Source organism: Thermosipho affectus (assembly GCF_001990485.1).
Classification (GTDB): domain Bacteria; phylum Thermotogota; class Thermotogae; order Thermotogales; family Fervidobacteriaceae; genus Thermosipho; species Thermosipho affectus.
This window is the reverse complement of sequence record NZ_LBFC01000009.1, coordinates 12,921-26,876: the sequence shown is the minus strand read 5'-3', so window position 1 is coordinate 26,876 and position 13,956 is coordinate 12,921. Positions and strand designations below refer to the sequence as shown.

The 13,956-nt window shown below is 30.7% G+C and carries 14 protein-coding genes; 1 reads left to right on the top strand and 13 read right to left on the bottom strand.

The genetic code is table 11. From position 1 onward, the window contains the following. The first annotated feature begins 30 nt into the window (after positions 1-30). Positions 31-3,249 carry an O-antigen ligase family protein gene (locus XJ44_RS02950; protein ID WP_075665575.1) on the top strand — a complete coding sequence of 1,073 codons (3,219 nt, stop codon included), beginning with the start codon at positions 31-33 and terminating at the stop codon, positions 3,247-3,249. A gap of 198 nt (positions 3,250-3,447) precedes the next feature. Here XJ44_RS02950 and XJ44_RS02945 read toward each other — a convergent pair whose 3' ends face one another. From XJ44_RS02945 to XJ44_RS02885, 13 genes are all read right to left on the bottom strand, one after another. After that, a complete protein-coding gene (locus tag XJ44_RS02945) occupies positions 3,448-4,218 on the bottom strand; it encodes a DUF368 domain-containing protein (protein WP_077198007.1) in 771 nt (256 codons plus the stop codon). Between the two features lie 56 nt (positions 4,219-4,274). After that, positions 4,275-4,727, bottom strand: a complete 453-nt coding sequence (locus XJ44_RS02940; protein WP_077198006.1) for a hypothetical protein — start codon at positions 4,725-4,727, stop codon at positions 4,275-4,277. Between the two features lie 13 nt (positions 4,728-4,740). Continuing rightward, the gene (locus tag XJ44_RS02935; protein WP_075665572.1) at positions 4,741-5,130 is read right to left on the bottom strand and encodes a type IV pilus modification PilV family protein; all 390 of its coding nucleotides are present in this window, start codon (positions 5,128-5,130) and stop codon (positions 4,741-4,743) included. A gap of 12 nt (positions 5,131-5,142) precedes the next feature. Then, positions 5,143-6,813, bottom strand: coding sequence for a hypothetical protein (locus tag XJ44_RS02930; protein WP_077198005.1), 1,671 nt, complete (start codon positions 6,811-6,813; stop codon positions 5,143-5,145). A gap of 193 nt (positions 6,814-7,006) precedes the next feature. Further along, the gene (locus XJ44_RS02925) at positions 7,007-8,347 is read right to left on the bottom strand and encodes an NCS2 family permease (RefSeq protein WP_075665570.1); all 1,341 of its coding nucleotides are present in this window, start codon (positions 8,345-8,347) and stop codon (positions 7,007-7,009) included. A gap of 29 nt (positions 8,348-8,376) precedes the next feature. Further along, the gene (locus tag XJ44_RS02920) at positions 8,377-8,571 is read right to left on the bottom strand and encodes a hypothetical protein (protein WP_075665569.1); all 195 of its coding nucleotides are present in this window, start codon (positions 8,569-8,571) and stop codon (positions 8,377-8,379) included. A 3-nt stretch (positions 8,572-8,574) separates the two neighbouring features. Beyond that, positions 8,575-9,708, bottom strand: a complete 1,134-nt coding sequence (locus XJ44_RS02915) for a DegT/DnrJ/EryC1/StrS family aminotransferase (RefSeq protein ID WP_077198004.1) — start codon at positions 9,706-9,708, stop codon at positions 8,575-8,577. Further along, the gene (gene nth, locus XJ44_RS02910) at positions 9,705-10,316 is read right to left on the bottom strand and encodes an endonuclease III (RefSeq protein WP_077198003.1); all 612 of its coding nucleotides are present in this window, start codon (positions 10,314-10,316) and stop codon (positions 9,705-9,707) included. Before nth ends, XJ44_RS02915 begins: the two co-directional genes overlap by 4 nt. Next, positions 10,306-11,184 (bottom strand): bifunctional riboflavin kinase/FAD synthetase, encoded by an 879-nt coding sequence (locus tag XJ44_RS02905; RefSeq protein ID WP_233119501.1) that lies wholly within the window; start codon positions 11,182-11,184, stop codon positions 10,306-10,308. Before XJ44_RS02905 ends, nth begins: the two co-directional genes overlap by 11 nt. A gap of 45 nt (positions 11,185-11,229) precedes the next feature. After that, on the bottom strand, positions 11,230-11,676 hold the full coding sequence (locus tag XJ44_RS02900; RefSeq protein ID WP_077198001.1) for a hypothetical protein: 447 nt from the start codon (positions 11,674-11,676) through the stop codon (positions 11,230-11,232). An 8-nt stretch (positions 11,677-11,684) separates the two neighbouring features. Continuing rightward, the gene (locus XJ44_RS02895; protein ID WP_077198000.1) at positions 11,685-12,473 is read right to left on the bottom strand and encodes a metal ABC transporter permease; all 789 of its coding nucleotides are present in this window, start codon (positions 12,471-12,473) and stop codon (positions 11,685-11,687) included. Further along, a complete protein-coding gene (locus XJ44_RS02890) occupies positions 12,460-13,182 on the bottom strand; it encodes a metal ABC transporter ATP-binding protein (RefSeq protein ID WP_077197999.1) in 723 nt (240 codons plus the stop codon). Before XJ44_RS02890 ends, XJ44_RS02895 begins: the two co-directional genes overlap by 14 nt. Next, the gene (locus XJ44_RS02885; RefSeq protein ID WP_408645800.1) at positions 13,175-13,954 is read right to left on the bottom strand and encodes a metal ABC transporter substrate-binding protein; all 780 of its coding nucleotides are present in this window, start codon (positions 13,952-13,954) and stop codon (positions 13,175-13,177) included. Before XJ44_RS02885 ends, XJ44_RS02890 begins: the two co-directional genes overlap by 8 nt. Positions 13,955-13,956 lie beyond the last annotated feature (2 nt).

The following is a 13,956-nucleotide window of genomic DNA, read 5'->3' as shown; positions in this document are numbered from 1 at the left end:
GAGTGAGAAAATATATAAGGAGGGATTGTTTTGATTTTTAAAGATTTGTTGCTTCAAATTACTATTGTGCTAGTAGCGTTATTTGCAAGTCCAAAATATACTTACGAATTTAGTGTTCCAAAGTATGCTATTTTAACACTTTCAATTTCCATATTATTTACATATCTTGCAGTCAAATGGATAAAAGAAAAGAAAATTTCATTTTACATTTCAACTGCGCACGTAATTTGGTTTTTCTTTGCAATTGTATCTATAATTTCAAGTTTTAACGTTTTAAGGTATAATCCCTTTTACTTTAGACAATCTTTTGATATAGGACTTTATGTGCTTTTTAACGTATTAGTTGCTTTTTATATAAGTAGTGAGTATAAGGAGAAAAATAGAATAAACTCACTTCTTTTTGTTTTTATGATAACGGGATTTATAATCTCTATTGATGCACTTTTAAATTTTTATACGGGATATGACTTTTTCCTTGGAAGGGTGGGTGCACCTTTTACAAGGGCTTCAATTAAAGCAAGTGTTGGGAATGTTATTTTTGCGGCAAACTACATAGATATGCTTCTTCCTATTGCACTTTATTTCTTACTTGCATATAATATGAATTTAACAAAGTTTTGGCAGATTTTAGTTTTAAAGATTTTTGCTTTAATTAGTTTTTTAACGGGATTTGTCGCGGTAATAGTTTCGCAGACTAGATCAGAATATCTTGCGATAATTATCATGAGTGTTATGTATGTAGTGTTTTACTTTATTTGGAAAAAAGGAAAAAAGTGTGACTCTGATAGAAATGTAAAGAAGTTAACCAATGTGTTGTTTGCAATATTGATAGTTGCTTCTATATTTTTAGTAGTTATATACAACACGGAAAATCCACTTACCGGTCAAGGAAAGGTAAATATGACAAAGAGATTTGAAGCTATGAGTTCTGTTTCGAGTAAAGATGAAAGGTTTTTGTCATGGTTTACCTCACTTGAATTGTGGAAGGATCACAAAATATTTGGGAGTGGTATAGGAACATACCAGTTACTTTCTCTTTCAAAGATGGGAGAATATTTGAAAAAACACCCAGAATTGTACTATGGATGGAATAATTTTAAGAGAGCACACAACGATTATTTTCAAGTACTTGGTGAAACTGGTACCGTTGGATTTGTTTTAATAGTTTTACTATTAGTTATACTTGTGTATTACTTTTTTACAATTCCAAAAAAAATAGATGAGAGGGATGATCTACTACTTTTTCTTTCATTATCCATTTCCATAGTGGGATTTGCCATTCAAAGTTTCTTTAGTTTTCCAGGACATCTTTTGCCAAACGCACTTGCCGCAACGGTATTTGCAAGTTTAGCGATTGGTCCATACTTTACGAAGAGGAAATTAAAAGAAGTAACAGGAGGTAAGGCAATATTAATATCAATACTTGCTTTGACTGTATCTTATTCTTCAACCTATTTGAGGTGGAATCATTTTATATCAGAAGTTTATTTTAAAGATGGAAATGCGGCATACCTTACTTTTGCAAAAATTATCGAAGAATATCCAAAAGCTTCTGAATATATATCCAGTCTTGAATCAAAACTGGACGCATTGGAAAAACAACAAGGTGAGTTTTCTTATCTAAATAAAAAAGTATGGGAGCAACAAAAGATAAGAGAATACAAAAATAAAAATATACCGTTTAATGAATTTGAAATAGAAAACCAAAGGATTGCACAGATAGAAAATATAAGGAAACAGTTAAAAGCTCAGCTTGAAAAAATAAAGATGCAAAAAGCTAGTATGCCGGCATTAGCTAAGCAATATTATACCCAAGCAAAGGAAAAATTGCTAAAAAGTGTAAAGATAAATCACACGTATGGCAAGTCGTATTTTTACCTTGCAACACTAGCGGTACAGGAATTTGAAATAGAAAATTTAAAGAAAAACTTGGACCATAACTACAAGGAGATATTTAATCAAGAATTTAGTGATTTCCAAAAGGTTGTGAAAGTCAAACATAAATGGCTTTCTGTTCTTATACCTTATATTGAAAAAAACAAAGATATTTTAGATAAATTTGATTTTGCAACCACACAAGCACTTATAGATTCCATAAGTTTGTATGAAACTTCACTTCTTTGTTTTAACGAAAGAAATACGTATAAAGCACTTGCGATGAGATTTCACAGTTTACATATAATGATGAGAAAGTTGCTTTCTTTAATAGATGAAAAGCAATATAAAGAAGAAGTTAAAAAACTAGTTGTACTTACATTTGATAAGTACGTAGAATATGCCAAAAAGACGATAATTAATATGCCAGGTGGTTGGAATAGATTTCCCGATTGGAAAAATCCAAATATTACAAAGGCTTCGCGCGGAGAAGATATATATAGATTTTTTACGGGAATGATATTTAAACTTCAACCCCCCACCGTTAAACCTGTAAGTGATTTTATTTATTGGCTTGCAAATATGGAAATAAAGGCTGTAAAGTATATGAACTTAAAAGGTGTCTGGGGGGTACCAAATGGTGTAATTGACTTCTTGCACGCATCTGCCTTTGAATATTACAAAAGTGGAATGATGCAAGAGGCCATATACTTACTTGAGAAACTTAAAGATGTGTATAAATCTTCATATGGTATGGCAGAGAAACAACTTTCAAAGTACAAAAAATCACTTGACAATCAGATAAATTACTTGAAAGAAAAATACGGTAAAAAAATAGAGGATATCTTGACAGAAAACTCTATCCCAAATAGTGCAATAAAAGTGATCAAAGATGAATTTGAAAGAGCTTTAGATAACGCAAATAGAGATTTTCAAAATTACAACTATCTTTCAGTTGAAACAAATTATATGAAAAAGGTTGTGTTAAGGAATCCTTCAAGTTGGTATGATGTTCCTAAAAACAGTGTATGGGGTGCAATAATTGTAAAACACTTAAATGAATTCCTTTCAGAATTACAAAAGATGGGTGTAAGTACAAATATTATATTAAGCATCAGAGAAAAGATCCAAAATCTTATTAACAATCCTACATATGTAAGCGTATATGAATCTTATGCAAGGTTTATAGCACATTATGCTTTAATAGAAAACGATTTGAAATTTAATGCAGAAAAATTGCTTGATACATATTCTAAGATGACAGATAATATGTGGGAAAATGTTATAGATGATTGGAGTAATGTTTTGTTTGATGCAACACCTTTAAAAACAAAAGAAGAAATTTTTGAGTACCTTAAAAGTATTTCAAAATGATAAGGTGAAATGAGGTTGAATTATCTGAAAATGCAACACTAACACAGATAAGGTTATGATGGAGCAACTGTTACTATAACAGGCATGAAATTTTGTATTACAATTCCAGATGAGGAAATTAAGATTCAAAAAAATTAAGGGAAAAGATTTGAAAATTGATTTTGAATTATAAAAATAAGTCCTTCCAAACGGAAGGACTTATTCTTTTAAAATTGCTTCTAGATATTTTGAGATAAGAATACCCAATACAAAGTATACATATGAAAACCATTTTGTAGTGACTGGGAAGATCAAAAATGTACCTGCTAAGGTCAAGCCTATTAAAAAGGAAATAACTTTTTCTCTGAATTTTTCCATTAAAATTTCTAAGAGTTTAACGATTAGTATCAATCCAAATAAAACGCCAAGACCAAAGGGTATCAAAATTTTAAAATCCAAACTTGAAATAGCATCTATGACTTGTTTGTATATTCCCAATATTAATAACATGGAAGAGCCACTAATGCCTGGGAGAACCATGGTGGCTGCACCTATTATGCCACTAACAAACAAGTAAAACAAATTTGTATTTGATTTTTCTACAGATTGAGTGAAAGATAATATAAAATACGTGATAACAAATGAGAAGGTAATTATTGAAAAATTTGAGATTTTTTTTATCTTTATTTCTTTTAAAAGGTAAAAAAGTCCACCGATAATGAGGCCAGAGAAAAGACCATAAGAATATTCTGGATATTTTTCAAAAACTTTTGAAAGAATTTTAGAAAGTAGCAAGATGGATATTGCTATACCAAAGATAAGAAATGCAACGGTTTTTAAAGAATTTTTTTTAATTTTAAAGGATAATAAATCTGAAAATGCTTTTAATATTATATCGTATCTTCCTGAAATTGCCGCAATAGTACCACCACTAATTCCAGGGAGTAAATTTGCAATACCCATTAAAATACCAAGCAAAAAATCTCTCATATCTACTCCTCCATGAGTTTTTCTTTAATTATACATATTTTTTTGTTAGTTGTAAACTACGTGGAGATATCAGAGGTTAGTATAAACTTGCTTTTGTGTTTTCCAAATGAAAATTCCACTGTGGGAAGATTTTCTCTAACGCTAAATTTTACGGAAATTACCCCAGGGATTGAAACTATTTTGTAGTATTTTTTTCCATCAAATAATTTAATAACTTTTTCCGTATTGTCACTTTCTAATATGTATTTATATTCTTTTCCCTTTCCATCAGGCGTGGAAACGATAAATGAAATTTCATTTTCTAAAACTTTTACTCCATATGATACATTTGCATTTTTAAAAAAATGTTGTAAAGTGTAAAAAGAATATATTGTACATTGTTCTAAACTGCAATTTTTAAATGTAACTTCTAAATTTTTTGTCAAAAGTAAAAAAAGAGATAAAACAGTTGCAAATAATATTACAAAGATAAGAAGAAAAGAGATTATTCCGGAAATTGAAAAGCTCATATTCTCCCCCCCATTATGGTCTTCCTTGGAATATTAGAAATTCTTCTGTCTTGTTTGCGGTTTTTAGTATCGTTACTTTTAATATCCTTGCAATAACAATATTTGAACTTTTATATACTTTTTCTACCTTAATCCTTGAGAGTTTTGGATATATGTTTGGATCTTGTGTCCCGTAAAATTTTTTGTTTAGTATATTTGGCAGAGATTCTATGCTTTTATCTTTTACGCCACGTATTAGTATTTCATTGACTACAAATTGTTTGAAATTTGAAAGTTTGTTTTGAAATTTTAATTTTCCATTTTGAAATGAAGAAAAAGAAACCAGGGAGAATACCCCTGTTGATATTAAAGCTATAAGCAATAATGAAACAAGTGTTTCGGTTAGGCTAAACCCTTTTTTCAAAAAAACCCCCTCCTATCCCCTATTTATAACATTCTCCAAATAAAGTATCATGATACTCTGTTTCTTTGATGGAGTGGCATTTGTTCCAATTCTTCCAAGCAAAGCCCTTGAGTCATGAACGTAAAACTTGTAATAACCAGGAACATATTGCCCAACAAGTCCCACTGGTCCCCTTTTTCTTTGCATAATACTTCCGAAAATAAAGAGTTGCTTGTTTTTTTGACCATTTTGATAGTCTTCTACCCTAAAAGAGCCGTTGAAAGAATATATATTTGCAAATATTTTGTGGTTGTTTATTCTTGAAAAATCTTTATTTGATCTTATAATTACATCGTTTTTTGCAACTAAATCCAAAGAGGAATCTTCGTTATTTAACACGAAATTTTTAATTTCCTCTGTTTTTTCTAATGATATTTCTTTGTTCAAATCAAAAGAAACATTTAATAGGGTTTTATACGGTACTATACGTGTGTTGATGTAGATATTACTTTTAGAGAATATGGTTAAGTTTCCATCATAGGTAAATAACCTTTTTTGTAGGGGGTTATTATCCGTCAGTTCTATATCGTAATCAGAAGTTATAACCCCATTAAACTTTACGTTATTTGATTTACCGTTGTATCTTATTCTTGCTTTTGGAAGTTCTCCTACTTCCCAGGATAGTTCATAACTTTTACCATTAGTATATATAGTTAATATATTTTCACCATTTACAACCTTTGAGGTAATAATTGCATTATTTGGCAATTTAATTCCACACTCTGTAGATGTATTTAAAAAATCTTCTAAAGGGAGTACAAGTTTTGATGTAGCACTAGAATAATCTTTATAAATATTTGTAAAACCTATATCAGAATCTACAAATTTTACAGGTGGATTTCCTTTTAATTTTAATAAATCGTAAACCATGTCTGGATTGTGTTGTGAATCATATGTAGTTGATGTATTGTTGCTTTCATTATAGTATTTGATCCCAGGAACTTCTAATGTTCCAAGTACGGTAAATTTTTGATCGGTTCCTGAATATTGGTACACGTTGATATAGTCATTACTCTTTAATGGACCGTATATTATCTCATTGCTTGTAAAGTAAATTAACGGTTCTTCTTGAGAATAGTAAATATACTTGTTTAACTTTTCGGAGGTAAATATGGCAATTTTGTTAAATCCAGTGTTTTCTTTTTTTATTCTAACGTAAAGTAGGTATTTTCCACTATTTTTGATTTTATATACAGCAGAAAATACCGAAAGATTAGGAAAGCTTTCTATATATTTTTTAAATTCTTTGTAATAATCTTTGAGGGAAAGCTTTTCAAATGATGAAGTGCTTAATTTTTTGTTATTTGAGAATATAATTGTTGCCTTTTTTGTGTCTACTTTTTTTTCTATAAATTGCTTTGTTTGAGTAGGCCACTTTACATTTTTTATATAGGAGACTTCTTGTGAATAGTCTTTAAATGAAAATATATCTTCTCTTAAATTACTTGAGTTATCTACCCCCATCTTAACAGTTGCAATGGAAAATTCTAAAAGATTATTTGCGATAAATTCGACGTTTTCTTCTTTTATTTTTCTAAAATACATATTTTCTGTGTTTTTAAGTATGCTAAATGTAGCAGCAGAAAATATTGTAAAAACTACAAGTAACATTAAAAGAATGATACTAATTGACCCTTTTCTCAAAAAAAATCCCCCCACAGTATAAAAAAACATCCTAATTTATATATAACAAAAAATAAGATGATTGTCAAAAATATTGCAATGAAAATATTAGTATATATTAAAAAAGTCTATATACACATAAATTATCTTTTTGTTTAATTTATTTGTAACATTTGAAGTTTTAAAAAAAAAAGGGGAGCTACCTCCCCTTTTTTTATCCTCTAAGGAAGATTAAATATAGGATGAATAAAAATGCAAGGAGCCAGTTTAGGATATGGACATCTTTTGTTTTGCCGCTAAATGTCTTTACAATTGGATATACAATTAATCCCAATGCAATTCCATTTGCAATAGAGTAGGTAAGTGGCATTACAATCATTGTAATGAAGGCGGGAATAGCCTCTGTTATGTCATCCCAATTGATTAATTTTAAACCTTTTAGCATTAATGCTCCGACAAAGATTAGTGCAGGTGCCGTTGCTGCGGCAGGAATTGTTAATCCAAGAGGTGCAAAAAAGAGCATTAAAAGCATTAAAATAGCCACTGTAACAGCTGTAAGTCCTGTTCTCCCACCTTCTGCTATACCCGTACTACTTTCGATATATGTTGTAACAGTCGAAGTTCCAAACAATGCACCTACTGTGGTACCAATGGCATCTGCTAAATAGGCTTTGTTTGCTCTTGGAAATTCTCCTTTTTTTATAAAACCAGCACTTTCAGCAAGTCCCGTTAAAGTTCCAAGTGTGTCAAAAAAGTCTACAAAGAAGAAGGTGAATACTACAATCCAGAAAGTTCCAGAAGCAAGATCTGTCCAAGAGAATTTTTCAAATAGTTTTAGAAATGTTGGGGATATATCAGGTATTTTTCCCACGATTCCTTGGAATTTTGTAACTCCAAATATGGGGATTGCCCCAATAAATGTGGAAGCCAAAATTCCTATTAATATTGAACCGGGCACTTTTAGTGCAAATAAAATAGAAATAATGAAAAACCCTATAATAGTAACTAATGCGGTATGTGATGTTATATCACCTAATGTTACAAAGGTTGCGGGGTCTGAAACAACGATACCTGCACTTTTAAGACCGATAAATGCGATGAACAATCCAATACCTGCACTTGTTGCTATTTTAACAGAATTTGGAATTGCCTTAACTACAAAGCCTCTAACACCGCTTATTGTGAGTAGTATGAATAGAATACCTTCAATAAATACCGCTGCAAGTGCAACACGCCAGTCAATACCGAGCTTTCCACAAACTGTAAATGCAAAATACGCATTTAGTCCCATACCAGGTGCAAGTGCAAATGGATAATTTGCCCAAAGTCCCATTATTAACGTTGCAGTTGCAGCACCTAAAATGGTTGCAACCATAAATGCACCGAAGAATTGAGCATATAGCGGATTGTCTGGGCTTAATCCGGGGATCACGTTGATTAAGATGTTTGGGTTGATGAAAATAATATATGCCATGGTAAGAAAGGTAGTGATACCAGCAACTATCTCGGTTTTTACACTTGAACCACTTTCCCTAATTTTGAAAAATTTTTCCATACTTTCTCCTCCCCCTTGAGATATGAGTGTTACTTTATGTTTATTTTTGTTTTTCTTGTAAATTCAATTAAAACCCCATCCACAACGATATTGTCGATATCCATGTGTTCAACGAAATCAACTATCATTTCTTCTAGTTCTTTTTTCTCCCTATTTAATTCTTTTATAGTTTCCTTTACTTTTAGATACCTCTTTAAAAGTTCTTCAAGTGTCTGATTTTCCATATTCTACCTCCTTAAAGCTTTTTCTATTTCATCTACAATTATTTCTACTTCTTCAAAGGACAATTCAGGAAAAATTGGTAAAGCAAGCGTTGTTTTTGATAGTTTTTCTGAAACGGGTAAACTTCCTTCTTTGTAACCTAGATATTTGAAACAATTTTGAAGGTGCAAAGGAACAGGGTAATAAATGCTAGTTCCAATTCCTTTACTTGCAAGATGTCTTTTTACCTTTTCTCTTTTTTCATTTGAACCAAATTCAACCACATACTGATGAAAAACGTGAACCTTTAATTTTCCGCTTGTTTTGGGGTATTTTAAGTCTAATTTGCGTTTTTCAAATTCTTTTGCGTATTTTTTGGAAATTTCTATCCTTTTTTCAGTCCACTTTTTTATGTATTTAAATTTTACGTTTAAAATAGCCGCTTGTAATTCATCGAGTCTGGAGTTATAGCCTATTTCATCATGAAAGTATTTCTTTTTTGTACCGTGAACTCTGAGAGATTTAGCATTTTGATAGATATTTTCATCATTTGTAACTATTAATCCCCCATCACCATATGCTCCCAAATTTTTTGTGGGGAAAAACGAAAAGATGGAAGCATCTCCTATACTTCCACTTTTTTTTACGGTATTGTTAATGATACCTTCAGAACCTATAGATTGTGCACAATCTTCCAATATTTTTATACCGTATTTTTCTTTTAGAAAGTTTAAATCCTCCAAGTTAACAGTTCTTCCAAAAAGGTGTACGGGTATTATGCCGAATACTTTTTCTTTTTTTAGTACATTTTCAACTTGGTTTAAATCTATGTTGTAAGTTTCTTTATCTACATCAACAAATATGGGAATTCCCTTATTTCTCACGATAGATGAGGCGGTTGCAAAAAACGTGTAAGGTGTGGTGATAACTTTATCTTCTTCTTGGATTCCCATTGCTCTAAGTGCTATAACCAAGGCGTCGCTTCCATTTGCAACACCTACCCCGTATTTAACACCTATGAAATCAGCTATAGTCTTTTCTAGTTTTTCTACTTCTGGACCTAAAATGACTCTTCCGCTTGATAGAACGTTGTCAATGGCGTTTATTATTTCTTCTTTTATTTCCTTGTATTGTCTTGTGAGATCAAATAGTGGTATCACTTTTTCCCCTCCCATTTACAATACTTATAAATTGGACAAATATTACATTTTGGTGCTCTAGGTAGACATACATTTTTCCCAAATTCCACCATCGAACCGTTAATAGGCCCCCAAAGATTTTTGGGAAGGATTTTCATAAGTTCAAATTCTGTTTCTTCAGGAGTCTTAGTCTTTACCCAGCCAATTCTGTTTGAAATCCTATGGACGTGTGTATCTACCGCAAGGGCAGGTTTTGAAAAAGAAACGTACAATACTATGTTTGCAGTTTTTCTTCCAACCCCGGGCAAAGAAATTAAATCGTTTAGATTATCGGGAACTTTGCCTGAGAATTTTTCTATAATTATTTTTGAAATTTCTATTATTCTTTTAGCCTTTTGTCGGTAGAGTCCTGCGGGTTTAATTAGTTCATAAAGGGCTTCTTCTTTAGCTTTTGAAAGTTCTTCCACTGTTTTGTATTTTTTAAATAAATTTTTAGCTGCTATTTCCGTGTTTTCATCTTTGCTTCTTTGGCTTAAAACGGTTGTAATTAAAACTTTAAATGGATCTTTTTCACTGTGAATTCTTGGATATTCTTCGACAATTTTTTTTGCAATTTTTTCAATATTCATATTCTCTCTCCAATATCTTTCTTGCTATTTTTTTGTCTTCGTGCATTTGTTTTATCAATTCATCAATTGAGGAAAAATTTTTTTCTTCTCGTAAAAAATCAAGTAATTCTACTCTAATTTCTTTTCCGTATAGATTACCTTCAAAATCTAAAATGTAAACTTCGTATTTTACATTTTTAGTTTTCTCAATAGTGGGTCTTAGTCCTATGTTAATGAGCCCGTAGTATCTTTTTGGTGTATAAACTCTACATAGGTAAACACCAAATTTAGGGATAATAAGTTCTTTACCCCTTCTAATATTTGCGGTGGGAAATCCAAGTTTTTTTCCAAGTTGCTTGTCTTTATAAACCCTACCATAGATGGGATATGCCCTTCCAAGTAGTTTGTTTGCTTTTTTTACTTTTCCTTCTTTGATCAACTTTCTAATTAATGTACTACTAACCCTTTCTCCGCCTACTATTAAATCATCCACTATTTTTAATTTAATTCCTTCTTCTTTTGAAAGTTTTTCAAGTAGTTTAATATCTCCTTTTGCATTTCTGCCAAATCTAAAATCTTTTCCAACCACTATGCCAGTTGTGTTTTTTGATAGAAATTCAAAAAAATCTTTTGCTTCAATATTTTTAATTTCCTCCAGATTTAATGTAAATACATCTCCATATAGTTCAAGTAATGTTATTCTATCTTCAAGTGGTATCAAAAGTCCATCAAATTTACCAGTATAATATTCCATAGGAAATACTATAGTGTATATTTCAGGTTTAGATTGAAAAGTCTCTGCCATTTTTTTTAAAGTGTTTAAAATTTTTACATGTCCAATGTGTACTCCATCAAAAACTCCGATAGTTAATACTCTCAAACAAATCACCTCAAAAAAATTATACCATATAAAAAGGCTCTGTTTCCAGAGCCTTTAAAATGCAAATCCACTTGCTATGTAATACATTTTTCCAAATTTCATTTCCAAGGAATTATCTTTTAGTTTTTTTACCATTCCAATTACACCTGCTTCTAATTTGAGTATGGAAAGTTTTAAACCCAAACCTACTTTTAAATTTAAAAAGTCAAATTGCTTCATCGAGATTGCCTTAATAAGTGGTATGTCAGTGGAAAGCTTCATGTATAGATTTTTTGAAAAACTTGGGGTAAGTTGAAGTTCAATTCCTAAAAAACTTTTTACATAGTTAAGTTCAATATTATCTTTTAGATAAAAGCTACCATCTTCGTTATATGTACCAAATGGCAATGTGAAATACAAAATACCAAAGTCTGCTTTTGCAAACAACTCGATTTGAGGTGCGGGATATTCTGGAAGATCAATACCTATGAAAAATGGAAATGCCAAGATCGAAAAAAGCAACAAAACTATTAAAAAATTAACGAGAGCACAACAAATGATATAAATGACACAAGTACAATTGATGGACCTGGTGCAATATCAAAAAGATAAGCAAAATAAAACCCTATAAATGAAACGGAAATGTTAAATAGTGTTGATATCAAAAACAATCCTTTGTATGATTTTGCAAGTTTTTTTGAAACAATCCCTGGAATTATAATTAACGCTCCTAAAAGAATAACTCCGGATATTTTAACGATACTTACAACTACAACTGAAATTAAGCTTAATAATGTCGTTCTTAAAAATTGTGTTTTTACACCGTAGAATCCAGCCATTTTTTCATCTGCAAGAAAATATAGTATTTCCTCTTTATAAAAGAAAAAAAATAGTGATTCTAAGATAACTACAAATATCAAAAAGTACACATCTTTCATGTTTACAAGTAGAATATCTCCGAACAGATAACTTGTTATATTTTGGGTGTAAGTTGAACTTTTTGAAAGGATAATTACGCCAATGGACATAAAAACTGGAAGTAACATACCAATTGCGCTATTTTCGTGTATATGTTTTTTGTTTGTGAAATAACTTATAAGTAGAGAAAAGATAATGGCAGTAATTATTGAAATTAATCTATAATCTAATCCAAGAAGCAGCGCAATTGCCAATCCTGCAAAAGCCGCATGAGCGGTTCCATCTCCTATAAATTCCATTCTTTTAAAAACAATAGTAGGAGACATAATAGAAGAGGAAATAGCTGCTAAAATAGTTGCTATTAATGCCGTTCTTAAAAATTCAAGTTCAAATATCTCCATTTTCATGCTCCCTTTCGTAATGATTTTTTGCACGAAGCCATAGATCAAAGTCCGGGAATAATATTTTTAATTCGTCTGGTTTGATTTTTTCGGTAGGCCCATGGCAATGTAATGTTTTATTTAAGCACATTACAGAGGTACACTTTTCAAAAACCATACCTATATCGTGTGAAATCATCAAAATTGTTAAGTTTTTTTTCTCTTTAACTTTATACAAAAGTTCGTAGAACCTAGCTTTTCCCATTTGATCAACACCTGCTTCTGGTTCGTCTAAGATCAAAATATCAGGGTTGTATAAAAGTGCTCGTGCAAGTGAAAGTCTTTGAAGTTCTCCACCTGACATTGTTCCAACAAGTTGTCTTTCTTTTCCAGCTAGTCCTACGTTTTTTAGAAGGGTTGATATTTGTTCTTTACTTACCTTTTTCTTATACGCTCCCATTTTTGCAAATTGTAAAGCATTAATAGGTACTTCTCTGTTAATAGTTTGAACTTGGGGAAGATAACCAATTTTTCCATTTACCGATATCTGTCCCGTGTAGTTTTTGATTTCTCCTACGATTATCTTTATAAGGGTGGATTTACCCGCACCATTGGGGCCTATAATTCCTACAAATTCGCCTTTTTTTATCTTAAAATTGATATTTTTTAGGATTTCCTTTTCACCAATTTTATAATTTAAATTTTCAACTAAAATGGCGATATTATTCATTTTTCAACGCCTTCCTTATAATTTCAAGGTTTTTGTAATATAAATCCACAAAATTTTTTGCATCTATTCCCAATGGATCAAGAACATAGTATTTTTTCTTTAATTCTTTTGAGATTACTTTAATTTTACTTTCAGGTTGTTGTTTTTCAGTGAATAATGCGATAAGTTTTCTCCCCTTTATGGTATTTATAATCTTCTTAAGACCAATGGATACGTTGTGCCCCTCTTCTAACCATTTTATTTTTATTCCAAATTCCTTGAAAAAGTAATAAAAGCTTGGATGATTTACAAGTACCAATCCGTCAGTTTTTAATACTTTCCATGCATCTTTTATAAATATATCTATTTTCTCCAATAATTTTTTTTCATTTTCCATTATTTTGTTATCTTTATACATTTTGTAAAATTCTTCAGAAAGTGAAGGTATGATATAGAACTTCACAAAGTATGGATCAAGCCAAAAATGAGGATTTTTATGTTCTATAAATACTTCTGGAATGTAGTTTTTTACGTATAAAACATTATCGTATTTTTCTAAATTTGGTTCTAAATTTCCATTTGCAATTATTAAATTTGCTTTTGCTAGTAATTTTACATCACTTACTTTTAGGGAATAAACGTGTGGATTTACGTTTGGGGGTAATAATAGCTTTACATCGTCTACACCTTTTAAAAGTTCACTTACCAACAAATAATATGGATTTATAGTAACTACTACATATGAGAACATAACAGAGGAAAATAGCAAGAAAAGTAAAAAAAACTTCTTCACAA